At 64.9% G+C, this 23,488-nt stretch carries 15 protein-coding genes, 1 tRNA gene and 1 pseudogene; 7 read left to right on the top strand and 10 right to left on the bottom strand.

Annotated elements, in window-relative coordinates:
- Nucleotides 1–76 precede the first annotated feature (76 nt).
- Nucleotides 77–664, top strand: coding sequence for a DUF2939 domain-containing protein (locus QZV93_RS00210; RefSeq protein ID WP_295554966.1), 588 nt, complete (start codon nt 77–79; stop codon nt 662–664).
- A gap of 153 nt (nt 665–817) precedes the next feature.
- Here the strand turns inward: QZV93_RS00210 and QZV93_RS00205 are convergent, their stop codons facing one another.
- The 6 genes from QZV93_RS00205 to QZV93_RS00180 all read right to left on the bottom strand — a co-directional run bounded on the left by QZV93_RS00205 (nt 818) and on the right by QZV93_RS00180 (nt 9,953).
- Nucleotides 818–3,595 (bottom strand): valine--tRNA ligase, encoded by a 2,778-nt coding sequence (locus QZV93_RS00205; protein WP_295554964.1) that lies wholly within the window; start codon nt 3,593–3,595, stop codon nt 818–820.
- Between the two features lie 205 nt (nt 3,596–3,800).
- Nucleotides 3,801–5,450 carry a DUF2497 domain-containing protein gene (locus QZV93_RS00200; protein WP_295554962.1) on the bottom strand — a complete coding sequence of 550 codons (1,650 nt, stop codon included), beginning with the start codon at nt 5,448–5,450 and terminating at the stop codon, nt 3,801–3,803.
- Nucleotides 5,451–5,693: 243 nt separating this feature from the next.
- Complete coding sequence (locus QZV93_RS00195; RefSeq protein ID WP_295554960.1) at nt 5,694–6,674, bottom strand: DUF2497 domain-containing protein; 981 nt, start codon at nt 6,672–6,674, stop codon at nt 5,694–5,696.
- A 329-nt stretch (nt 6,675–7,003) separates the two neighbouring features.
- Complete coding sequence (locus QZV93_RS00190; protein ID WP_295554958.1) at nt 7,004–8,392, bottom strand: TolC family outer membrane protein; 1,389 nt, start codon at nt 8,390–8,392, stop codon at nt 7,004–7,006.
- 410 nt (nt 8,393–8,802) lie between these two features.
- A complete protein-coding gene (locus QZV93_RS00185; RefSeq protein WP_295554956.1) occupies nt 8,803–9,471 on the bottom strand; it encodes a protein-L-isoaspartate O-methyltransferase in 669 nt (222 codons plus the stop codon).
- Between the two features lie 125 nt (nt 9,472–9,596).
- Nucleotides 9,597–9,953, bottom strand: coding sequence for a DUF1232 domain-containing protein (locus tag QZV93_RS00180; RefSeq protein ID WP_295555340.1), 357 nt, complete (start codon nt 9,951–9,953; stop codon nt 9,597–9,599).
- Between the two features lie 221 nt (nt 9,954–10,174).
- On the opposite strand from QZV93_RS00180, the gene QZV93_RS00175 reads away from it, so the two are divergent.
- A tRNA-Cys gene (locus QZV93_RS00175) sits at nt 10,175–10,248 on the top strand.
- Nucleotides 10,249–10,270: 22 nt separating this feature from the next.
- Here QZV93_RS00175 and QZV93_RS00170 read toward each other — a convergent pair.
- A complete protein-coding gene (locus QZV93_RS00170; RefSeq protein WP_295554954.1) occupies nt 10,271–12,244 on the bottom strand; it encodes an MDR family MFS transporter in 1,974 nt (657 codons plus the stop codon).
- Nucleotides 12,245–12,437: 193 nt separating this feature from the next.
- Here QZV93_RS00170 and QZV93_RS00165 point away from each other — a divergent pair, with 193 nt between their 5' ends.
- Both QZV93_RS00165 and QZV93_RS00160 read left to right on the top strand, forming a co-directional pair.
- Nucleotides 12,438–13,247, top strand: a complete 810-nt coding sequence (locus QZV93_RS00165) for a hypothetical protein (protein ID WP_295554953.1) — start codon at nt 12,438–12,440, stop codon at nt 13,245–13,247.
- Nucleotides 13,248–13,354: 107 nt separating this feature from the next.
- Entirely contained in the window at nt 13,355–16,108 is a 2,754-nt protein-coding gene (locus QZV93_RS00160; RefSeq protein WP_295554952.1) for a CHAT domain-containing tetratricopeptide repeat protein, read from the top strand.
- A 7-nt stretch (nt 16,109–16,115) separates the two neighbouring features.
- On the opposite strand, the gene QZV93_RS00155 is transcribed toward QZV93_RS00160, so the two are convergent.
- From QZV93_RS00155 to QZV93_RS17550, 3 genes and pseudogenes are all read right to left on the bottom strand, one after another.
- Nucleotides 16,116–16,559: a cupin domain-containing protein gene (locus tag QZV93_RS00155; RefSeq protein ID WP_295554951.1), complete on the bottom strand. Its 444-nt coding sequence runs from the start codon at nt 16,557–16,559 to the stop codon at nt 16,116–16,118.
- 90 nt (nt 16,560–16,649) lie between these two features.
- A complete protein-coding gene (locus QZV93_RS00150; protein WP_295554949.1) occupies nt 16,650–18,902 on the bottom strand; it encodes a hypothetical protein in 2,253 nt (750 codons plus the stop codon).
- A 243-nt stretch (nt 18,903–19,145) separates the two neighbouring features.
- A pseudogene (locus QZV93_RS17550) lies at nt 19,146–19,427 on the bottom strand (toll/interleukin-1 receptor domain-containing protein); the annotation flags it as partial.
- A 288-nt stretch (nt 19,428–19,715) separates the two neighbouring features.
- On the opposite strand from QZV93_RS17550, the gene QZV93_RS00140 reads away from it, so the two are divergent.
- From QZV93_RS00140 to QZV93_RS00130, 3 genes are all read left to right on the top strand, one after another.
- Nucleotides 19,716–21,404 (top strand): TIR domain-containing protein, encoded by a 1,689-nt coding sequence (locus QZV93_RS00140; RefSeq protein ID WP_295554945.1) that lies wholly within the window; start codon nt 19,716–19,718, stop codon nt 21,402–21,404.
- Nucleotides 21,405–21,554: 150 nt separating this feature from the next.
- Nucleotides 21,555–21,869 (top strand): DUF485 domain-containing protein, encoded by a 315-nt coding sequence (locus tag QZV93_RS00135; RefSeq protein ID WP_295554943.1) that lies wholly within the window; start codon nt 21,555–21,557, stop codon nt 21,867–21,869.
- 17 nt (nt 21,870–21,886) lie between these two features.
- Complete coding sequence (locus tag QZV93_RS00130; RefSeq protein ID WP_295555338.1) at nt 21,887–23,455, top strand: cation acetate symporter; 1,569 nt, start codon at nt 21,887–21,889, stop codon at nt 23,453–23,455.
- The last annotated feature ends 33 nt before the right edge of the window (nt 23,456–23,488 follow it).

Below are 23,488 nucleotides of genomic sequence, written 5' to 3'. Positions count from 1 at the left end.
CCAGAACAACGCCCAAATCATCAGGCCTATTGGTAAACGACACGCCGGGGTGCCAGAGGTCTCCCAGTATCCATTGATGAAAAAGCTTCTATTCGCCCTCGCCGCCGGCTTCGCGCTGGCTGCCGCCTACATCGCCTATCCGCTGCTGACCGTCTGGACCATCCGGGAGGCTGTCCGCACCAGCAACGCGCCCTACATCGAGGCCAAGCTCGAATGGCCGACTGTTCGCGAGACTTTGCGCCAGTCGATGCTCGAGTACGCCATCGGCCCGACGCCCGTCGTGGCACCGGGCGCACGTGGCCCGACCGTCGGCCTATGGCAGCGGATCAAGAACGGCATCTCGCGCCGTGCCGTCGACAACATGATCGAGAGCTACGTGACGCCCGAAGGCCTGCCGCAGCTGTTCGGTGTCCGCCAGTTCTATCGCGAGAACATTTCAGGCGAGCAGGCCGCCATCGACGCCATGCCCTGGAACGAGCGCGTCATCGGCTTCTGGAAACGCGTCAAACGCGCCGAGTTCCATTCACCGACTGTGTTCGAGATCGAGATGGCGGACCGCAACGATCCGACACGCCACTACGTCGGCCTCCTGAAGCTGCGCGGCATCGAATGGAAGCTCACCGAGCTGCGCCTGCGCACTGTCCCCGCCACGCCGTCGCTCTGATCCGGCACAGCCCCCTGTCATCCTCGGGCTTGTCCCGAGGATCCACGGCTCCGCACCGATGCACCGCCGAAGCGCAATCCAGGTCCACGCGGACTGGATCCCAGGCACAAGGCCTAGGATGACACTCTGAGCAAACAATCGAAGGACGAGAGCCTAACCCTCGATGCGCTTCAGCGCCGCGGTAAGCCGTGCGATGCGGTCCATCGCCTCCGCCACACGCTCGCGATTGAGCTCCACCACGTGCTCGGGCGACTTGGCGACATTGGCATCGTTGCCGAGCCACGTCGCCGCCTTGTTGCGATCGCCCTCGGCCTTTTCGATCTCCTTCGAGAGCCGCTTGCGCTCCGCCCCCATGTCGATAACGCCTTCGAGCGGAAGCGCGGCGGTTGCCTCTCCGATCACGATCAGCGCCGCCCCTTTGGGCGCCGTGTCCGCGATGGTGATGCCATCGAGGCGCGCCAGCCGCCGGATGGTCTCGTCATGACGCCGCGCCCGCGCCACCGTTCCCTCGCTCGCGCCCGTGAGCACGAGCGGAATTTTTGCGCCCGCCGGCACGTTCATCTCCGTCCGCACGGAGCGCACCTCCGAGACCAGGCGCACCACCCAGCCGATCTCCTCGTCTGCCGTCGAGCTGGAGAGCCCCGAAAGCCGCGGCCACTCCGAGAGGCAAAGCAGCGACAGCCGGCGCTCCCCATGCTCCACCATGTGTGCCCACAATTCCTCGGTGATGAACGGCATGAACGGGTGCAACAGCTTGAGGCACTGATCGAGCACCCACGCCGTGCAGGCGCGCGTCTCCGCAATCGCCTGCTCGTCGTCGCCGGCGAGGATCGGCTTGATCAGCTCGAGATACCAATCGCAGTAGACGCCCCAGACGAACTCGTAGATGGCGCCGGCCGCCTCGTTGAAGCGGTATCCCTCGAGCCCCGCCGTGACGGCGTTCGCCGCCCGCTCCGTCTCGCCGACGATCCAGCGGTTGAGCGTATGCGTCACCGAATGCGGATCGAAGTCGAACTGCCGCACGCACTCGTTCATCTCGCCGAAGCGCGCCGCATTCCAGAGCTTGGTCGCGAAATTGCGGTAACCCTCGACGCGCGCCGGCGCGAGCTTGATGTCGCGCCCCTGCGCGGCCATGGCGGCAAGCGTGAAGCGCAACGCGTCCGCGCCGTACTTGTCGATCAGCGCCAGCGGGTCGATGACGTTGCCCTTCGACTTCGACATCTTCTGGCCCTTCTCGTCGCGGACCAGGGCATGGATATAGACCGTGTGGAACGGCACCTCCTTCATGAAGTGCAGCCCCATCATCATCATGCGGGCGACCCAGAAGAAGATGATGTCGAAGCCGGTGACGAGCACGCTCGTCGGATAATAGAGCTTGAGCTCCTCGGTCTCGTCCGGCCAGCCGAGCGTCGAGAACGGCCACAGCGCCGACGAGAACCAGGTGTCGAGCACATCCTCGTCGCGCGTGAGCGTGAGCGGCGCATTGGAGCCTGCATAGTGCGTCTCCGCCGCGGCGCGCGCCTCCTCCTCGTCATAGGCGACGAAAACATGCCCGTCCGGGCCGTACCACGCCGGAATCTGGTGTCCCCACCAGAGCTGACGCGAGATGCACCAGGGTTCGATGTTGCGCATCCATTCGTAGTAGGTCTTCTCCCAGTTCTTCGGCACGAACGTCGTCTTGCCGCTCTCCACGGCCGCGATCGCCGGCTTCGCAAGCTCGCCCGCGTTGACGTACCACTGGTCCGTAAGCCAGGGCTCGATGACATCGTTCGAGCGGTCGCCGTGCGGCACCGTATGCGTCGTCGGCTCGATCTTGGCCAGCAGCCCTAGCGCTGCGAGATCGGCGACCACCCGGCGCCGCGCCTCGAACCGGGCGAGACCGCGATAGGCCTTCGGCACATCCTCGCCGTCGACGATCCGCCCGAACGCATCGAGCACGTTGATCTTCGCCAGATCATGCCGGCGGCCGACCTCGAAGTCGTTGAAGTCGTGCGCGGGCGTGATCTTCACCGCGCCCGTGCCCTTCTCGGGATCGGAGTATTCGTCGGCGACGATCGGGATGTCGCGCCCGACCAGCGGCAGGCGCACTTTCGCCCCCGCCTCGATCAGCGCCGCGTAGCGCTCGTCCTCGGGATGCACCGCGACGCCCGTGTCGCCGAGCATCGTCTCCGGCCGCGTCGTCGCCACGACGATGTAGTCCTTGTCATAGCCCTTGACCTTCTTCGCCAGCGGATAGCGGAAGTGGTACATGTGCCCCGAAGGATCCTTCTTCAGAACCTTCGCCAGCGCCTCCGCGTCGAACGGTTTCTCCGGATCGCCATCCGCCCAGACAAACGACCCCTTCTTCTCGATCTGCACCACCTCGAGGTCCGAGATCGCGGTCTGGAACTTCGGATCCCAGTTGACGAGCCGCTTGTCCTTGTAGATGAGCCCCTGCCGGAACAACTCGACGAACACCTTGATGACGGCGCGCGACAACCCTTCGTCCATGGTGAAGCGCTCGCGCGACCAGTCGCACGAAGCCCCGAGCCGCTTCAGCTGATTGACGATGGTGGAGCCGCTCTCCTCTTTCCATTCCCAGACCCGGCGCACGAACTCCTCGCGCCCAAGCTCGCGCCGCCCCGGCTGCTGGCGCTCCATGAGCTGCCGCTCGACCACCATCTGCGTGGCGATGCCGGCATGGTCCGTGCCCGGCTGCCACAGCACATCGCGGCCCCGCATGCGCTCGAAGCGCACCAGCACGTCCTGCAGCGTGTTGTTGAGCGCGTGCCCCATGTGCAGCGAGCCGGTGACGTTCGGCGGCGGAATGACAATGGAATAGGGCGGCGCGCCTGCCCGGTCCGGCCGCCCGCTGCGGAACGCGTCCGCCTTGGTCCACGCCTCGTTGATGCGCGGCTCGATCTCTGCGGGCTGATAGGTCTTGTCGAGCATGGGGCAGGGCTGCCTTTACGGATGGAAGGAGTGCGTGCGGAAACCAGGAAAGCGGTTTTCCGATAACGGGCCCGAAAAACCAAGAGGAAGAGAGCAGGCGTCCTACGAACCCGCTTGCCGCCTGTCAATTGGCAGCGGCCGGCGCCGGGCGCTGGCAGCCCAGGGCGAGAGTGCAGTTTGCACGCTGATCTGCGTCACGGCCCCGTCACATGCCGGGCGGCTTGTGCCCCGGCTTGACCGACTTGGCGACCTCGGTCCGGAGAGCGCGCTCGATGATGCGCGGCATGTTGTCGGCAACCCATTGCTGCAGCATGGGTCTCAGCATGTCCGCGACCGCGTCTTCGAGGGTTCTGTTGACCGGCAGGGAGCCTGGCGAAGCCAGCGGAGCCGGAAGCGTCGACGATGACGGCGACGGCACGGGCTGCGCCCTGTACTCGGGCTCCGGCGCTTCGAACACCGGCGTCAGCGGGATGGCGGGCGACACCGGCTCCACGGGCGCGGAGCTGGCGGCCGCCGACGCGGCGAGCCCTTGGGCCAGCGCATCGAGGGCCTGATGGGCAGCGGCCGAACTCATGCCGGGCTCGGCATTGAAGCGCTGCGGCTCGCCGTAACCCGGCGCAGGCCGGGCGGTCTGCGCGAACGGATCCGCATAAGCGCGCGGCGGTTCGGCCGGCTGGCTCGCGAACATCCGGCTTTCGGCGGGTTTCACATCCACGGGCCGCGGTTCGACAGGCCGCGTCTCGAACGTCGGCCCACGCGGCGCTTCAACGGTCCGATTGTCCACGTCGCCAAGCGGCTTCGGTGGCGCGGTGTACGGCTGCGTGATGGGCGGCGCGCTGTCCAGCACGGGTTGCGCCGATGGCGCGGCCGCGGGTGTCGGCGAGACCGGAGACGCGGCGAAACCGGACGAAGGAGGAAACGGAGACGATGGAATGAAGGACCGCGGCGGATCGCGGCGCGCCGGATCGCCACCGAATGCAAAGCTCGGCGCGGCCGGTTCGGCATGCGACCCCAGCCCGTTCGCGGGCGACGACGCCTGCGGCGAATTCTCGACCGGCGATGCAATCGGCGCGCGCTCTGCTTCGCCGGTGGTGGACGCAGGAACAGCGGCGGGCGAACCGAACCCTTCGAGACGCTTCAACGCCTCTTCCACATGTGCCGGCGTCGTTGCCGACGAACGCTCGCCCGCAGAATTCGGCGATGTCGCATCGAGGTCCGCGGCGCGCGAAACTGGCAGAGCATCCGCCTGCGCAGGCGCTGGCGCGACAGCAGGCGCAGCGGACTGCGGTGGATAGAAGCTCGCTTTCCTGAGCGGCGGAAATCCGAACGCCTTCGGAGGCGGAGGGGCCTCCGCGGGTTTGTCTGCTCCGCCGAATGGCGGCGGTGGAATGAGCGGCTCGGACGGCGCGAAATGCGGCGGCAGCACTGCAGCCTCGTCCACGGCAGCAGGCTTCGCGCTCTCCGGCTTCTGGGACACGAACGATTTCGCCGCCATGGGATGAGAGAGTCCCGCCGGCACGCGCATGTCCGGCTTCGGCGCGGCCACCGCGTTGCCGTTGGGCGTATCCTGCTCGTCGAACATGTCGGCGAGGTCCTGATCGAACGATAGCGGCCGCTTGGAGCCGAGCGGACTCGTCGGCGTCAGCTGGCCACCTTTGAGAACGCCACTCAGCCGGTCCGCCAGCGGAACCGGTGCGTCGGCGGGTTTGCTGCTCGCGTATGACTGCGGCACGAGCGGATTGGCCTCGATCGCCGGCTCAGGCTGATCGGCCGACGGCCCGTCGGCGATGATCTGGCGGATCGACGCCAGGATCTCCTCCATGCTCGGCTCGCCGGCCTTATCCGGTCTGTTCATGCCCTACCTGCCGCAGATCTGCATGTCACCCGGCGGCACCCGGCAATTCGCTTTGCCCGGCGCTGCAATCGAGTGGCAAAATGAATCTCGTTTCATAAAGAAGACGTACCCCGGTGCCGGGAAGGCTTCAATGCGTCTCGACCGCGCTATCCGCACCTCAATCGCATTATGCTCAACAAAGCGTGCGACGATTTCGAGGCGAACTCCGGATTTACGGCACGTGCGCGAGCCAAGCTCCGCTTCTCAAGGCTTTTTCGGCGCCTTGATGCTCTCGGCGATCTCGATGTGAAGCGCCTTCTCGACCATGCGGGGCATGTTGTCGGCGAGCCATTGGCGCAACATCGGCCTCAGCAAATCGGCCGTCGTGTCCTCGATCGACCCCGTTTCCTCGCCACCTGGCGGGACCACGACAAGCGCATTCTGATCGGCATGCGGCAGCGGCGGCGGCGGCATGATCACAGGCGCCACATGCGGCGGAGGAGCGATCGTGGGCTCTGGCGCCGCGAACGTCTGCGGGGTCGCAGCCTGCCCGCTCGCAAGCGAAGCGCGATCAAACTGCCCCGGTATGATGGTCCCGAAATCGACGGGCTTTCCGGCTTCAGGCGGGAGCGGCGCGGCCGCCGCCGGAGAAGGAGACGGAGCAGGAGCCGAAGCCCCGCCAGCCGGCGTCGCCATCCGCATGAAATGCGTATCTTTGAAGGGCGCCATCACACGCTTCGGCTCCTCGGGCGGGCCGGAGCTGGAGGCAGCCGCGACGGGCGCCGATGGCGTGGAATAAGCCGATGGCGCGGACACCTCGTGTCCAATGCCGTTGAGAGGCCGCAGCGGCTCCACGGGAGCCGAATCGGGACGCGGCGACTTGAGGGAGGACAGGCCGCCGTCCGTTACGCCCGAGCCGAGCTCGGCCGAATGCCCAGCGTAGTCTTCGCCGTTGGCGCCGTTACGCAGTTCGGAAGCGGATGTCGTGGCACTGCGGATCGCGTCGGTGAGACGGCCCAGGAGCGGCGTCGAGCGCTCGGTCGGCGGCGGGGGCGACGACCGGAAGATCGCAGGCAAATCGAATTCGGCGGCATCCTCGAGCGCGCTATCGCCCTTGAGCATAATCGGCGTTCCGCGCAATTCGCCGTTATGAGCGTGACTTACGGGTTCTTCGGCAATGATCCTGCGGATAGACGCAAGGATCTCCTCCATGCTTGGCTGGCCGTTCTTCTCGGTCATGTTCATTACGCCACTCCCTACGCACCCACGATAAGCAGTGCCGGCATCCCCCCGCAGGGATCCCGCCCCGTATTGGAACACCCGCGAAAATGTGCGGCCGCCCCGGCCCCGGTTGCGCGCCCGCAACGAGGTAGTCACTGTGCTCGCGCCGGCAAACACCCCGTGCCCGGCAGACGAAGCACTCCCGCTCATCCAAAAGTTGTGTGTGGGACTCCCACCGCGCACAAAGCTAAGCGCCATAGTGGGCAACGATGTGGCAAAGCCACAGCACAACACAAATCGACGAGCAGGGCAGCGCTCAGCTAACCCATCCCGCCTGCCTTGCTCAAGGAGATTTATTTAACGGGGTCGGCGCCTTCGGGCGGAGGCGGCAGCTCCTCGGTACGACCGTCCGAGTGAGTTATCGAAGTTCCCCAGGGCTTACGCCGAACTTCTTGATAGTGCGCCTCAGGATCGTACGCGACGGATGTGAACCCAAGATTCACAGCATCGAGCCGTCCGACCGAGGCCAGAACCGCGTAGCTCGACACCACGACGTTGCGCCGCGTCGATACGAGCTGCACCTGCGAGTTGAGAAGTTCCACCTCGGCGTTGAGGACATCGAGCAGGGTCCGTTGCCCGACCCGCTCTTCCTCGCGAACGCCGGTGAGCGCCGTCGTGTTGGCATCCACCTGCGACTGGTCGGACTGCACCTGCGCCCGCGCCGCGAGCAGCTGCGACCAGGCCGCAACGACCTGCTCTTCGGATTCGCTGCGCGCCTGCTCGATTTCCTGCAGCCGGCTGATGTGAATATGCTTCTGCTGGCGGACGCGCGCGTAGATCTCGCCACCCTCGTAGATCGGCACGGTCAACCGGCCGGTCACGGTGGCGTTCTCCGACTCGTTGATGAGCTGCGATGTCTCGAAGCGGTCCGAGTACTGAGCTTCGAGCTGCACGCTCGGCAGCAGCTCGCCGCGGATTCTGTCGACTCCGAACTTGGCCGCCTGCTCGAGATAGAGGGCGTTGACCACGGCCGGGTTCTCGTGCGTTCCGATGCGGGTTGCCTCATCCAGCGACGTCGGCAGATAGCGCTCGAACCCACGCGGCTCGACGAGGCTTCCCGGAGCATGACCGACCACGCGCTCGAAGGTAGCGCGGCTGGTCTTGAGATTGGCTTTCGCGAGATCGAGAGCCGAAACGGCGCCCGCCCGGCGCGCCTGCGCCTGCGCCACGTCCGTACGCGTGACCTCACCTACGGCAAAGCGATCTTCCGTCGCCTTGAGCTCGCGCGAGAGCACGGTGACGTTGTTCTCGCGCAACCGCACGATGGCCTGATCGCGCACCACGTCCATGAACGACGTCACGGCACTGAGCAGCACGCTCTGCTCGACCGAGCGCAGCGTCTCCCGCGCGGCACGGACGTTGGCTTCCTGCTCGTTGACGGAGTTGATCGTTCTGAAGCCGCTGAAGATCGGCTGCACCGCGTCGATCGAGTAGCCGCCCGGCTTCAGCTCTTGCTCTTGCGTGCCGATGGTGGCGGCGCTTCCGCGCTGCTTGGTCCAGTCGTAATTGATGTCGGCATTGCCGGTGATGACGGGACGGTAGCCGGACCGCGCCCGCGTCACTTCCTCGTCCGTCGCCCTGAGCCGCGCACGCTCTGCGTCGAGTTGCGGATTGTACTCGTAGGCCGCCGCCAGAGCTTCGTTGAGGCTCTCTGCGCGCACCGCCGACGGACAGAGTCCCACGACACCCGCCGCTGCTGTGGCGGCAAGAACAGCAAGTCGCGAAATCCGTATCAGATCCAGCAAATCTAACCCCAGCACTTGCCTTGGCGATTTCCAACGACGGACTGATTACAAAACGCAAGATAAACGCCGCGAGCCCAACTGAGCCCATCGCACTTAGTAGAGCACGAACTTGATTCGCAGAAGGCGGCCAAGAGGCCTTTCCGTACATGTGGTTGAGTGCGTGGCCGCATTCCCACACACGCCCTGCGTGCCTTAACCAGTCCCCACGCCGGAAAGCGCACGGAAGCCTGCCGCAAGCCATTGATAGTAAATAATAAAAATTGAACGACGACCACGGGGGATCCGCCGACGCACAAGCCAAGCGGTAAACGCGGGACGCTCACTTGCAAGCCCCCCTCCGGCAAAAATCAAAAGGCGAACGCCCGGGCCTTCTCGAATCCCGGAAGAACGTCCGCTGACGCATCGAAAATGACCGCAGCGCCGAAGGTTGAACCGTTGCGGCGCCAAACCGTCGCGCGCCCCGCCGCGCCGCGGCCGACAACCGTGACAAGCCTTCCACCGTCCTTCAGCTGATCGAGCAGATCCGGTGCCACCTCGTCGACCGCGCCCTCGACGAGGATCATGTCGTAAGGCCCCTCGTTCGCGCACCCTTGCGCCAGTCCGCCTTCCGAGAGAACGACCGTCTCGGCGCCGACCGCAGGCAGTGTTTCGCGCGCCTTCGCAAGGAGCCCGGCATCGCTCTCGAGCGCCACGACGCTCGCCACAAGCTTGGCGAGAAGCGCCGCGCCATAGCCCGTCCCCGCTCCCACGACCAGCACCGTCCCGGCCGGATCGATTTCGCCCGCCTGCACGAGCTTGGCCAGCGTGCGCGCCGGAAGCAGGGTGCGCCGCGGGCCGCTACCCTCGGCGGCAGTCAATGGAACCGGCCCGTCCATGTACGCCAGTGTGCGGAACCGCTCGGGCACGAAGGCTTCGCGCGGCAGATCGAGCATTGCACGGATGATACGCCTGTCGGTGACATCGCTCGGCCGCACCTGCGATTCGACCATGTTCTTGCGTTGAATGGCGTAATCCACTGCATCCTCCCGAATGATTGGAGTGCTCCGGTCCGCACCGGGACGCACGCGAAGCTTCCGAAACATACGCGATGTCCGCCCGCCCGGCCACCGCCCGCAACATCGGTGTGCGAGCGACAAAAGAACTAGGCCGCGCGCGGCCAGAGCACCCACACCGCGAGCCCGGCCAGTATCGTCCAGACCCCCACGATGATTGCCGCCCCGAGCAGGCTCGTCGGACGCTCGGCGCGCCGTGCTGCCTCTGCCCTGAGCTCGGCCATGACCGCCGGGTCGACAAACCGCACGATGACGGCGACCAGCAGCGGCAGCAGGATGAGCTCGTCGAGGAAACCGATGACCGGAATGAAATCGGGAATGAGATCGATGGGCGACAGCACGTAGGCCGCCACCAGAACCGCAAACGCCCGCACCGCCCAGGAAACCCGCCGGTCGCGGGCCGCGAGATAGAGCGCGATGCCGTCCCGCTTTGCGCGCGCCGCCAGCGCCTCGAGATGCTCGAAGCCCCGTCGCGCCGCCGCACGTACCGCGCCCCGCACCGCTGAAACTCCTCAATCAGGCGTCATGATGATACCGTGCTTGTATACGGCTTCGTCTCTATGATAGATGGCTCCCGCACGCCAGGAGCGGCCGTATCGGCCGTCTCCCGATATTGCCCGAGACCCACCGGCGGGGAGATTTCCCTCCCGCGGATGATCGAGCCTGAGGCCACGTGGCGGAGTGGTGACGCAGCGGACTGCAAATCCGTATACGCCGGTTCGATTCCGGCCGTGGCCTCCATCCATCGCACCCATCACGATTCTCACACACGCAGCGGTGGCGCGCTCGCGAAGGATTTCGCCAGCTCCCGCATCATCGCGCGCACGTCCGGGTGCTCGTTGCGGTTCCAGTCGGCCAGCATCTCCTCGAGATCCGTTTCACGCCGCTTCAGCAGGCGCTCGTAGCCGGCCCGCCCCTCTGCCGTCAGCTCGTAGAGACCAGCCCCGTTGCGGCCAGCCATGCCCGCACCGACGAGCCTCCCCAGAAGATCCTCGCACTGTGCGTCGTTGATGCGCAGGAGACGAACGAGATCCTCGCGCGTCGCCCGGCCGTGATTTTCGCCGATGCGGGCGAACAACCACAGCTCGTCGGGCTCGAGCTTGAGGCCGGTGCGTTCCGCTGCACGCTGGTAGACGCGCCAGCGGTTCTCACGCGCCGTCACGCGCGAAACGATGCGCTTCAGCTCTTCGAGCGACTTCGCATCGCGCGGCAGAGGCAGCGCGTCCGTGATCGGCTCCGGCGTGATGGAGCTACGCAGCGGCACCTCTTTGATGGCGAGCGCCAGCAGGAAGGCGACGAACGACAGCGCCGTCGCCGTGTGGAAGACGGGATGCAGCGCCTTGACGAATTCGGCAAGATATTGCGACCGGGCCGGCTCCACGAGCTTGGCGATCTCCGCCGGATTGAGAACCGCCTCGGCGCCGGGCAGCGCGCCCCTGACGTCGCCTTCGAGGACATAAGCGAAAATGGCGCCGAACAGCGCCGCGCCCACCGACCCGCCGATGGAGCGGAACAGCGTCGTGCCGCTCGTCGCGACGCCAAGCCGCTCGTAGGGCACCGCGTTCTGCACAGCCATCACCAGGATCTGCATCACCATGCCGAGGCCGAGTCCGAGCATCAGAAGGTAGCCAGCCGCCGTGCGCGTCGAGGTCTCGAGCTCGATGGTCGACAGCAGAAACAGCGCCAACGTCATCACCGCCGTACCGGCGACCGGAAAAATCTTGTAACGCCCCCAGCGGCTGATGATCTGCCCACTCGCGATCGAGCTCGCGAACACGCCAAGCATCATTGGCGTCATGTGCAGGCCAGCACTCGTCGGATCGAGCCCCTTCACCACCTGCAGATAGACGGGCAGCAGCGTGATCGAGCCGAACAGCGCCATGCCGACGATGAGACCCACCGAAGTGCCGATGACGAACGCGCGCACGCGGAACAGTGACAGCGGCAATAGCGGATCCGCCGCCTGCGTCTCCGCGTAGAGAAATCCCGCCAGCGACAGCACGCCCAGTATGGAGATCGCGAACAGGCTGACCGGCGCCTCGCTGGCAAGCGTCGCGCCGAGGCTTGTCACCAGCACGATCGAGGTCAAGGCCAGCGCCAGCAGGATGGCACCCGGATAGTCGATCTCCGCCGCCGTCTTGCGCGTGGTGACGCGGAAAGTCCTGTTGATCACGCCCAGTGCAAGCAGCCCGAGCGGCAGGTTGATGAGGAAGATCCAGCGCCAGGAAAACTGATCGACGATGAACCCGCCGAGCAGCGGCCCCAGCACCGTCGAAAGCCCGAACACGCCGCCAAAGAAGCCCTGGTACCGGCCACGCTCGCGCGGCGGCACGATATCGCCGACGACGGCGATGGCAGTGACGATCAGCCCGCCGCCTCCGAGCCCCTGCAGGAAACGGAAGACGATCAGCTCCGGCAGGTTCTGCGCCAGCCCGCAGAGCAGGGATCCCGCGAGGAAGATGGCGATGGCCGCCTGCAGCACGACTCGCCGCCCGTAGAGATCGCCGAGCTTGCCGTACAGCGGCACCACGACGGTGCTCGAGAGCAGGTACGCGGTGACGATCCACGACAGGTGTGAAAGTCCGCCGATTTCATCGACGATGATCGGCAACGCCGTGGCGACGATGGTCTGGTCGAGGGACGCCAGCAGCAGCACGAGCACGAGCGCAGAGAAGGTCGCGATCAGCTCTCGCCGATGTGCGGCCTCACGACTGGGATCGGAAGCTGTGTCCTGCATGCCGGAGGTCAACGCGCCGGTGAATCTGAGGGCTTAACCTTAGCCTGACCGCGCCCGCCCCGTCGACCGGGCCGCGCACCGGATCCGTCGCAACCGCCAAAGCAGATTTCTTTGCGCCCGCCATCATTTCGCCCCGACTCTTTTGATGCATATGCAGCAACGCGGGACACGGCAATGATGGGGGAGCACCGTCATGTCTCACCGCGCGTCCTATTCGCAATCCGATTTCGACACCTACGACGACGATCCGGTGGAGCTTTTCGCCGGCGAGCCGATCCACGTGTCTGGCGCACGGCGTGGCAGCTCCATGCTGTCGGCCATGGTCACCCTCCTCGTCCTCGCGGGCTGCGGTTTCGCGCTTCTCGAAACCAAGGACATCTGGCGGCCGTGGCTACCGAACGACCTTTCCGCCCTCAAGTCCCTGCTGACGCCGCAAGCGCCCGCACCGACCAATCATACAGCCGTTGCCGACGCCGCGCTGCAGATCGGACAGCCGCTGGCCGCGCGCGAAATCGCCGAGGCGCCGAGCGTCGAGGCCGGCACGCCCGTCCCGTCGGCACCGGCCCTGACGGTGGCCCCGGCCGAAACGACGGAGGCCGCGACCTCGGAAACAACGCCCGGCGAGGCCGCAGCCGATGACAAGCCGGCCGCGCCGCTGCCGCCGCCGGTCGTCGATGCCTCGGACCCCTATCAGAAGCGCGCCATGGCGGTCGGCCTGCATCCCGATCTCTCGCGCGTCTTGCTGACCAGGATGTCGGCCGCCGATTACCGCAACGCCGACTTGGCGATCAAGAAGGCGCTGGCCGAGACACCGGACGGCGACGTCTTCACCTGGCCGAAGGAGACCAAATCGAAGAGCGCACTGTTCGAGGTGCACTTCGTCAAGAGCGCCGCGCACGATTGCCGCCGCTACGTCGTCACCATCACCAAGGATCGCTGGTCCACCACCGCGCAGCCCATGGAGAAATGCGGCTTGACCCCACCCGGCCGGCGCAACTCCTGAAGGAAAGCCGGCCACCAAATCGCACCGGTCCGATTCCAATCTTGCCTGCATGCTGACGCCAGCGCACACTCCCCGCATTGCGTTTTATTGCTGTTGCGGAGCAGGGCATGTTGGCCGGATTTTCCTGGTGGGGGCCACGCGTTCGCGCGTGTTTCGCCGCTCTCGCGTGGGCTTTCCTGACGCTATCCGCACCGTCCCCTGCCGTTGCCCAGGACATGGATGCCCTCCACACGGAAATTCTCTCCCACCTGCAGCGGGGCGAGATCGACACCGCGCGCGAAAAAATTCAAAAATACCTGAGCTGGCTGAAGGAAAACGCCGGCGAGACCGACATTCGCTTCTCGGACGCATTCAACGACAACGCCGTCCTAGCTATGATGACAGGCGACCTTGCCGAAGCGGAAAGCTCTGCAAAGCGCGCGCTTGAAATTGCCGAACGGGCCGATCCGCCCGACGAGCGCCGATATGCGGCTGCCGTCGCGACGCTGGCCGGCATTTACGGCATGCAGGGCCGCACCGACGAAGCGCGCGCCCTCTCGGCGCGTAGCACGGAGCTTTTCGGAAAGACGGGACCCGACGAGGAGGATCTGTTCGCCAGCCTGGCACGCGTTGCGAACCTCGATGCCGGCGACCCGGTTCAGTTCGTGGAAGTCGAAGCCACCCACAAGAAAGCCATCGCTTACTTCGAGCGCAACCTGCCCGAAAACGACAGGGCGCTCATAGGCATGGTGACCGCCCTCGCATCGCTCTACGTGCTGCACAAGCGATGCGCCGACGCAGAGCCGCTCCTTGCGCGCGCCGCGCGGGCTCAGGAGCAGAACCCGGATTTCGGACCGTTCGAGCGTGCCACCACGAACCAATCCATCGCCGACTGCCTCGCGCAGCGCGGGGCCATCGCGGAAGCCGATGTGGCGTACGGGAAAGTTCTGGATTTCTACGAAGGCTACTTCGGGAAGGACAGCGTCTTTGCCGCCATAACCCTCGTTGGAATGGCAAAGGGAGCCATGCAAACAGGTCGACCCGCCGAGGCACTCGGCCTCGCCCGTCGCGTGGCCGCCATCCAGCTGAGACAGTTGAGCACGGAGACCGTCGACGCCAGATCTCGCGCACGCTCCGACACCGGGCGCTTCGCCTTCGACCTCGTCATGGAAGCCGCATGGGCCGCCGCCGCGAAAACTGCTGATCGTCCGGCTTTGCTCGCCGAAGCCTTTCAGGCAGCACAGTTGAGCGGGCGAACCCGGGCCGGAGACGCCTTCGGTCAGCTCAATGCCCGGCTCGAGGCCGGGACCGGCGATATTGCCACCCGCATCCGAGCAACCCAGGACTTGAGGAGCAAATGGCAGGCGGCCGATCGCGAGCTGGTGCAGCTCATGATCGCGGGCGCCGACGCGGCGCGCTTCGGCGAGGTCCGCACGCGCATGGCGGATCTGGAGCAAGAGATCGCCGCATCGGAAACGGCTCTGGCGAAGCTGTCCCCCTCCTATTCCGCCCTCATAGGCCTCGAGACGCTGACGCCCGATGATGTGGCCAAGCTCCTGAAACCCGACGAGATCCTGCTCGTCCCGTCGGCCAACGAGAACGAAACGTTTTTCTGGTTTCTGACCCCGAGCGAAAACCGCTGGCTCCGCAGCGATATGACCACCAAATCGCTCGGCGAGCACGTTGCCGCGCTGCGCTGCGGCCTCGATCACGCGTCCTGGAACGGCGCCGGACGAGACCGTTGCGCAAGCCTGCTGTCCCTCCCGGCCGGCACCCCGATGCCGAAGCCACTGCCGTTCGACGCCGGCAAGGCCTACGAGATCTACAAGACGCTTTTCACCGGCGCCGAGGATTTGTTACGCAGCGAGAACGGCACCTGGAAGCATCTAATGATCGTGCCTTCGGGCCCCCTCGCACAGCTTCCCTTCCAGACGCTGGTGACGGAACCGCCCGCGGACGGCGCCAAGCCGTCATGGCTGATGCGCCGTCATGCGATAACGGTGTTGCCTTCGGTCGCGAGCCTCAAGGCGTTGCGAAGCCATCCCCGTCCGGCCAGCTCCGATCGTCGGATCTATGCTGCGTTCGCCAATCCGCTGATCGCAGGCAACGAAACGTCCGAAGAGGATCGTGCTGGTGCCTCCGTGGCAACGCTCATGACCGATTGCGCGACCACCGCCAAAGTGCGCCCGTTTCTGCCGGAAACCGGCAACTATATGGGGAATGTCGGAGGTGTGGCCGCCGCCAGAAGCGACCTCTGGCTCGAAACGTTGCGGCGATGGAGACCGGTGCCGCAGACAGCCGTTCTCGCGTGCGAAGTGGCAAAGGCGATGAACGCCGGCGAGGACGACATCTATCTCGGGCCGCGCGCAACCGAGACCAACGTCAAGGCGATGAGCGCCTCCGGTGCACTTGCGAACTACGCCGTCGTCAACTTCGCGACCCACGGCGCCATCGCCGGCGAGGTCGCTCCCAATGCGGAGCCGGGCCTCGTGCTGACACCGCCTGACGCCGCCTCCGAGGAGAACGATGGCTATCTCTCGGCCGCGGAAGTCGCAGCCCTGAAACTCGACGCCGATTGGGTCATCCTGTCCGCCTGCAACACGGCCGCGAGCAATGCCAAGGAAGCGGAAGCCCTGTCGGGCCTCGCGCGCGCCTTCTTCTACGCGGGCGCACGGACAATGCTCGTCTCACACTGGTCCGTGCGCGAGGACGCGGCGGTCGCGCTCATGGTGCACGCCCTGTCGGCGACAGCGGTGGACAGATCGCTCGGCCGCGCCGAGGCCATGCGCCGAGCCATGACGGCACTCGCCGATTCCGGAAACACCGTCCTGGCGCATCCTGCTTATTGGGCGCCCTTCGTCGTCGTCGGAGAAGGAAATTGACCGCGCGCTAGGTCGTGGCCGCCATCAGGCGCGCGATTGCCTCCTCCGCGAAAGCCTCGAGGTCGGGCAGAAGCACGACGCTCTCCTGCTCGTTGGGATCCGTGCGCGCGATCACCGCCGATATGGGCTTGCTGGAAAGATTGATCGGCAGATGCGGCACCCCGGCCGGGATGTAGAACAGGTCGCCCGCCTTGGTCACGGCGTGATGCTGCAGCCGGTCGCCGTAGAGCGCCACCGCCTCGCCTTCGAGCACGTAGATCGCCGTCTCGTGATTTTCATGCATGTGCGCCTTCGCCCGCCCACCCGGCGGGATGGTGAGCAGATGCATGCAGATGCCCTTTGCTCCCACGGTCTCGGCGGCGATGCCGCAGAAATAGGTCAGCCCCTGCTTGCCGTCATAGGTGTCGTCCGCGCGCACGAGATGACATGTCGGCTCCGAAGCATCGCGCATGGCTAGGTCTCCACGATAGGGTCCTGCGAGCGAGCATACCGCACCCATCCCCACCTGCCAGCATCCGTGCTAGCTGACCCTTACCAGCCGCTAGAGGTCCCGTTCGATTTGATCCAACTCACCGCGGCGGCGTCCATAGCCTGACCGCTCGATGAGCGTACGAGCCTCGCCGGCAGCCGTGCGGGCCTTGGCCATATCGCCCCGTGCAGCGGCCATTTGCGCACGTAATAGCGCCGCGTCGGCAAGAAATAATCGCATCTCTCCGAACTGGGCAATCTCCTCGAGTTCTCGGAGATCATCGTCAGCCTTTTCGAACTGCCCGTTGGCGCTGAGGAATCTAGCGCGCCACTGAAGGCCATACGGAAGGTAATCATCTCGGTTCGCCACTCTGAGCGCTGCGACCGCATCGTCGAAAAGCTCGGCCGACTTGTCCGTGTCGGCACACCCTGCGCATTGGGCCAAAACCAGAGTGTCGAGACCTATTGCGAGTGGATTGCCATCCTTCTTGGCTACGACCAGAGAATTCTGCGCGCGCTCCGCAGCATCCTCATACTTGCGCTCGTCGAGCAGAAGCTGATTGAATCTGAAGCCATTGGTCGAGAAAAGAAATTGACGCCTCTTCTGATGGATGTGCTCCCGCTGGAGAAGCTCTGCTTGCCTGAACGAGGTTGAAGCGCGGTCGGCATCTCCGTGTTGCAAAAAGGCAAAGGCGAGCTGAACGAAGGCGTTTATCTGCGGTCGAATTTCGGTTTGTCCGCTCGCGTGCTGAAGGTTTTCCTCTGCGGCTTCGATCGCTTTGCCGATCTCGCCAAGATCCAGCAGGAGACTGCTGTAGTGGGCATTCCTGTAGTAGCCTTCCGAAAGACGCGCACCGTCCAGAACCTCCAGAGCCTCGTGCAGCCGGCCCGCGCCTGTGAGCAGATTGGCCGTTCGATTGATCAGCACGCGACGGCTGCCACTTTGAAGCTCTGGCGATGGCGTTCGCCACGGCTCGTCGAAGAAAGTGGCGAGAAGAGAGATCATCGGAGAGACCGCTCCGAGGCTGCGCACCGCAAAGTCTTCCTCCCCTCTTGAGATGCGATACCAGTAAAGGGCAAATGCGGGTTGGATGTTGCCGGAAAGACATCCGTGCTTGATCGCGTGGAAGAGAGGCTCCATCGCCTCGATGGACTCCGGCTCTTCCGGCTCCGAGCTTCGATAGTGTTCGAATAAGCGGGCATGACCTGTCGTGAACGCCGCTGGATTTTTCACCCGGAGCTCGTCCCCGAAGTACTGACGAACGACCGGATGCGCATCGATCTGCATCGGGTCCAATGGACTGGCCGGTGCCAAAATTCGCAAGGCGCGCAGCCGCTCCTTCGCAAACCTGAAACGTTGGCTGCGTTCCTCGACGGTCAGCGGTCGCTCGTGAACCTCTTTGATCATGCCCAGGAAGTTGCGGACGTTTTCCCGATTGAGCAGAAAACCGTCGTTCAAACCTGGAACGTGTGGTTCCGCGATCAAGGTTGCGAGAGCGGCGCCTTCGACGGGCCGGTCGAACAGCCCGACGATGCTCAACAGCGAGAGTTCCGGTTGTCCGCCGCCGGCTGATACGCCCTCCAGCTTTTGCAACTGCTCCACGTAGCCGCGCATGATCTTGTTGGTTCGTTTGGCTAGGCGATCGGTCTGGTCCTCCGCCTCGAATTCGTCGGTCGTGTCTATGATCTTGCCGAGCTGGAACCTGTCTCGCCGCCGGATGTCCCCGCCCTCGACGGTCGCGATATAGGTGCCGAGCAGAGTGACGGACAGCGCGTGGCCTTCGACCTCTTCGACCGCGGCTTTGAGATGCTTCTCTCGGCCCCGAACACCCAGTTGCTGCAAGAGAGCCACGCCGGCCGGTGTCGAAAGATGCTCCAAAGCCCAGTTGACGACCGAGCCGTGGTCCTTGAGCTCCGGAAGCGGCTGCCGCGAGGTGAGCACGAGAAGACCAGGATTGTGGTCGGCCAATCGCTTTATGAGAGTTGCGAGGGCTTTGTCCTTGAGCCGGCCGCCACTCTCTTTTGGCGCTCCCTGCAACGGCTCCAAGCCGTCGAGCACGAGCAAGGAGCGCGTCTTTTGAAGAATGTTGGATAGAGTACGGGCTTGAGCGACCTGATCGGTCAGCGGCGGCCCGGCGTAGCCGAAGAAGGCCAGCGCCTCCGTGAAAAGCTTCCCCGCATCGGCTCGCTTGTTGGCTCCTTGACTGTACGCTGACCAGGCGTACACGCGGCTGGCCCCATCATAGCTTCGTGATCGAAGCTCATCGATGAAACGGCCTACCAAGGCGGACTTTCCCGCGCCGCCGAGGGCATGCACGACGAACACGTTCCTCTTCTCTGCGCCCGAGCTTCTCCATGCGGATTGCATTGCCGCAAGCTCGACCTCCCGGCCGAACAATCTTGCAGGAGGACGTGGAAGGTCGCCGAGCTCGATCTCGAAGTCAGGAGCGATGGCGAGCGAAGATCGGGGAGGAACGAACTCGATCGCATCGACGATTGCGTCGATCTCTGTCCCGAAATCGACAATGCGCTTGTGATCGAGCTCGTTGTAGCGATGATCGGGTGGCGTATCGTCGATGCAAAGCGGAACGAGCTTCCGCTGGCCGTAGGCGAAGGCCATCTCCCGAGCGACTTCCTTGGAATTGGAAGCCGCCTTGGACCAGATGACGATGACTTTGCGTGCACGCTCGACCTGTTCGTCGAACTGTTCGCGCCATTTCCGGCCGGCGGTCATATCGCTGTCCCACCAGACGACGTAGCCGCGCTGGACGAGAGCTGCCGAGCAATCGGCCAACGCGCCTCGATCGGCGCGGGCGTAGGCAATCACCAAGTCGACGCTGGATTTCTGCATGAACGACGCCTGCACATCCGCACACTCAACCACTAGCGAAAGCTGCGGTTGAATCCAAGCGGATCGCGCCCGCTGTCACGGGAGACGAGTTCGCGAGGCATGTCTGCTAAGGACCGTTTCGCCGCGCCTTCGACGCAACGCGCCTTGACACCGCCACACATTCCACTCTTCATCGCGGCAAGGCATCTCGCCCTTCTACGTCTGTTGTTGATCCTGCGACAGAAAAACCAATGTCCATCTTCACCGGGGTCCGGCGGACCCCAGTGTTTTTAAGGTACGAGGGGTGGGATGCCTTCTCAGCCGAGCGCAGACGTCGCGGCCGAACCGCCGGTGATCCCGTTGCGCCTCGACGGTGAGCCGCTGCAAACGGCGGAGGACGTCGCCCGGTATCTCGGCGTCGAGGTCAGCGCCATGCTGCTGATCCTCTATAAGGCGCCGGATCACGAGCGCTATCGCCATTTCGAGATCCCCAAGCGCTCGGGCGGCATGCGCCGCATCAGCGCGCCGCACGGCCTCCTGCGCGAGATGCAGGACAAGCTGCACGTCGATTTCAAGCAGCTCTACGAAGCCCATCCCCGCGCGCACGGCTTCATCGAGAAGCGAAGCATCGCCACCAACGCCGGCGATCACATCGGCAAGCGATGGGTCCTGAACGTCGACCTCGTGGATTTCTTCCCGACCATCAATTTCGGCCGCGTGCGCGGTCTCTTCATGAAGCCGCCGTTCGAGATGGCACCCGCCGCGGCGACCGTCTGCGCGCAGATCGTCACCTACCGCAACGGGCTGCCTCAAGGCGCCCCGACCTCGCCGGTGCTGTCGAACTTCATCGCGGCGACGCTCGACAGGCGCCTGCTGCGGCTCGCGCGCCAGAGCAAGCTCGCCTATTCGCGCTATGCCGACGACATCACATTCTCGACCAACCTCGCGCAGTTTCCGCCCGCGATCGCCATTCGCGAGCAGATCCCCGGCGGCGGTTTCAAGGTCGTGGCGGGCGATGCCCTGGAGCAGGCCATCACGGCATCGGGGTTTGCGATCAACGGCAACAAGGTGCGCATCCAGGGCCACGGCGTCCAGCAAAGCGTGACCGGGCTGGTCGTCAACGCACGCATCAACGTCGAACGCGAGCGGATCCGCCGCATTCGCGCCATGCTGCACGCGTGGGAGAAGTTCGGCCTCGATGCCGCAGCCGCCGAGCACTTTGCCAAGTATCGCACCAGCCGCCGCCGCGTGCGGCGCGCCCACGGCGCCGCATTCCGCAATATCGTCTACGGCCAGCTCTCGTTCGTGCGCATGATCCGCGGCGCCGACGATCCCGTGTTCCTGAAGCTCTGCAGCAAGGTCCTGGATCTCGATCCCAATCCGTCGAAATTCATCCGCCAGATGGTCTTCGGGGCCGACGACTTCGACATTTTCATCAGTCACGCCCGCGAGGACAAGGCGCTGATCGGCCGGCCGATCCACGAGGCTTGCGAGCGCTACGGCTTGAAGGCGTTCCTCGACGAGGAGCACATCGGCTGGGGCGAGAGCTTCACGAAAAAGATCAACACCGCCCTCGGCGCGGCCCGCACCGTCGTCGCCATCGTCTCGAGCAACTCGGTCGACAAGGAGTGGCCGATCCTCGAGATCAACACCGCCCTTGCGCTCGAGGTATCCGGCGACAAACGCGTCGTACCGGTGATGGTCGGCAAGCCCGATCTCTCCAAGTTGCCCCTGATCCGCGGCAAGAACTGGCTCGTGTGGGACGACGATCCGGAGCGCATCGCGCGCGAGCTCAAGAATTTGATCAAGCCGCCGCCCGCAGGCACCGGCGAAACAGCGAAAATGGCACCCACCGCGCCCAACCAGCAGCCGCAGAGCCCGCCTCCGGCCACGACGCCGCCCGCGGGGCCGTGGGACGCTGCCCCCTCCGGCCCGAGACCGGTCACGGAGCCTGCCCCGCCGCGCAGCTGGCTCGCACAGCTGTTCCGCAACAAGTAGCGGCCGCGTCTCCGGCATTGGCGGCCACGGTAGACTTAAGGATGACACCGCCTCGGAACGAAGAACTTTTCCTCCGCCCGCAATCGGATAAGCTTGCCGAAAACTGGCGCCGCCACGCAAGGCAGGTCGCTCATCGGGGGAAACGAACACATGCCAGCCGACATCGTCGCGCTGATCGAGAAGGTCAAGCGCGATCCTGAGTTTCTTGCGCTCGAGCGTCGGCGATCCCGACTCGCCTGGGGGCTCTCCGCAGCCATGGCTGCGATCTATTTCGGCTTTATCCTCGTCGTTGCCTTCGCGCCGGGCCTGCTCGCGACCCCGATCGGCACAGGCACCACGACCATCGGCATCCCCCTCGGCGTCGGCGTCATCCTGGCAGCCTTCGTGCTGACCGGATTTTACGTGTGGCGAGCCAACAAAGACTTCGACCTCGCCGTCGAGCGCATCGTCGGGAGGCACACGTGAACGTCGAAGCCATCGCCATGTTCCTTGTCTTCGTCGCGACGACGCTCGTCATCACGCGATGGGCTGCCTCGCGCGCGCGTACGGCCGCCGACTTCTATGCCGCCGGCGGCGGTATCACCGGCTTCCAGAACGGGCTGGCCATTGCTGGCGACTACATGTCGGCAGCTTCCTTCCTCGGCATCTCCGGACTCGTGTTCGCGTCCGGCTTCGACGGCTTGATCTATTCCGTGGGCTGGCTCGTCGGCTGGCCCATCGTTCTGTTCCTGATCGCCGAACGCCTGCGCAATCTCGGCCGCTACACGTTCGCCGATGTGGCCGCGTTCCGCCTCCAGGCCACGCCCATCCGCACGCTGTCCGCCATCGGCACACTCGCCGTCGTGGCCCTCTATCTCATTGCCCAGATGGTCGGCGCCGGAAAGCTGATCGAGCTCCTGTTCGGGCTGCCCTACCTCTACGCCGAGATCGTCGTCGGCGTGCTGATGGTCACCTATGTGGCGACTGGCGGCATGGTCGCGACCACCTGGGTGCAGATCATCAAGGCCTGCCTGTTGCTCGGTGGCGCGACCTTCATGGCGCTGGCGGTGCTGGTGCACTTCTCCTTCTCGCCCGATGCCATGTTCAAGTCGGCGACGGAAACACACCCGGACGGCCTTTCGATCCTGGCCCCAGGCAAGCTGGTATCGGACCCGATTTCCGCCATCTCGCTGGGCCTCGCGCTCATGTTCGGCACCGCCGGCCTTCCCCACATCCTGATGCGCTTCTTCACCGTGCGCGACGCCAAGGCCGCGCGCAAATCGGTATTCTACGCCACCGGCTTCATCGGCTACTTCTACATCCTGACCTTCATCATCGGCTTCGGCGCCATCACGCTGCTGATGAGCGACCCGACCTATTTCAAGCCCGGCGACGGCGGCGCCATCGACAAGATCAACGGCTTGATCGGCGGCACCAACATGGCCGCCATCCATCTGTCGAAGGCCGTCGGCGGCTCGCTGTTCCTGGGCTTCATCTCCGCCGTCGCCTTCGCCACCATCCTCGCCGTCGTGGCCGGTCTGACGCTGGCCGGTGCCTCCGCCGTGAGCCACGATCTCTACGCCAACGTCTTCGCGCGCGGCCGCAACGTGGAAGCGACCGAGGTGCGGATCTCGAAGATCAGCGCCGTCGTCATCGGCATCGTCGCCATCTGCCTCGGCTACGTGTTCGAAAAGCAGAATGTCGCCTTCATGGTGGGCCTTGCCTTCGCCGTCGCCGCGAGTTGCAACTTCCCCGTGCTGCTCATGAGCATCTTCTGGCCCGGCACGACGACGCGCGGCGCCGTCGTGGGAGGGTTCGCGGGCCTCATCTCCGCCGTCTCCATGGTGGTCCTGAGCCCGGCGGTGTGGGTCAAGACGTTCGGTCACGAGAAGGCGATCTTCCCCTACGACAGCCCGGCGCTGTTCTCGATGACGATCGCCTTCCTCGGCATCTATCTCGTCTCGAAGCTCGATCGCAGCGCCACGGCCCAGGCCGAGCGGCAAGCCTTCGAAGCCCAGTTCGTGCGCTCGGAAACCGGCATAGGGGCAGGAACGACGGTCGCCGCCCATTGACGCATCGGGGCGATTTGGTGAGATTTTTCGTAT

Origin of the sequence: uncultured Hyphomicrobium sp. (genome assembly GCF_902826555.1) — a bacterium.
Lineage (GTDB): Bacteria > Pseudomonadota > Alphaproteobacteria > Rhizobiales > Hyphomicrobiaceae > Hyphomicrobium_C.
Note: the sequence above shows the minus strand (reverse complement) of the source record. Positions and strands in the feature narration are given on the sequence as shown.

Coding starts and splice junctions, on each gene's coding strand:
- QZV93_RS00130 (WP_295555338.1), top strand. CDS start 21,887: ATGTTCCTTGTCTTCGTCGCGACGACGCTCGTCATCACGCGATGGGCT.
- QZV93_RS00160 (WP_295554952.1), top strand. CDS start 13,355: ATGTTGGCCGGATTTTCCTGGTGGGGGCCACGCGTTCGCGCGTGTTTC.
- QZV93_RS00200 (WP_295554962.1), bottom strand. CDS start 5,450: ATGAACAGACCGGATAAGGCCGGCGAGCCGAGCATGGAGGAGATCCTG.
- QZV93_RS00170 (WP_295554954.1), bottom strand. CDS start 12,244: ATGCAGGACACAGCTTCCGATCCCAGTCGTGAGGCCGCACATCGGCGA.
- QZV93_RS00210 (WP_295554966.1), top strand. CDS start 77: ATGAAAAAGCTTCTATTCGCCCTCGCCGCCGGCTTCGCGCTGGCTGCC.
- QZV93_RS00135 (WP_295554943.1), top strand. CDS start 21,555: ATGCCAGCCGACATCGTCGCGCTGATCGAGAAGGTCAAGCGCGATCCT.
- QZV93_RS00195 (WP_295554960.1), bottom strand. CDS start 6,674: ATGAACATGACCGAGAAGAACGGCCAGCCAAGCATGGAGGAGATCCTT.
- QZV93_RS00165 (WP_295554953.1), top strand. CDS start 12,438: ATGTCTCACCGCGCGTCCTATTCGCAATCCGATTTCGACACCTACGAC.
- QZV93_RS00155 (WP_295554951.1), bottom strand. CDS start 16,559: ATGCGCGATGCTTCGGAGCCGACATGTCATCTCGTGCGCGCGGACGAC.
- QZV93_RS00140 (WP_295554945.1), top strand. CDS start 19,716: ATGCCTTCTCAGCCGAGCGCAGACGTCGCGGCCGAACCGCCGGTGATC.
- QZV93_RS00205 (WP_295554964.1), bottom strand. CDS start 3,595: ATGCTCGACAAGACCTATCAGCCCGCAGAGATCGAGCCGCGCATCAAC.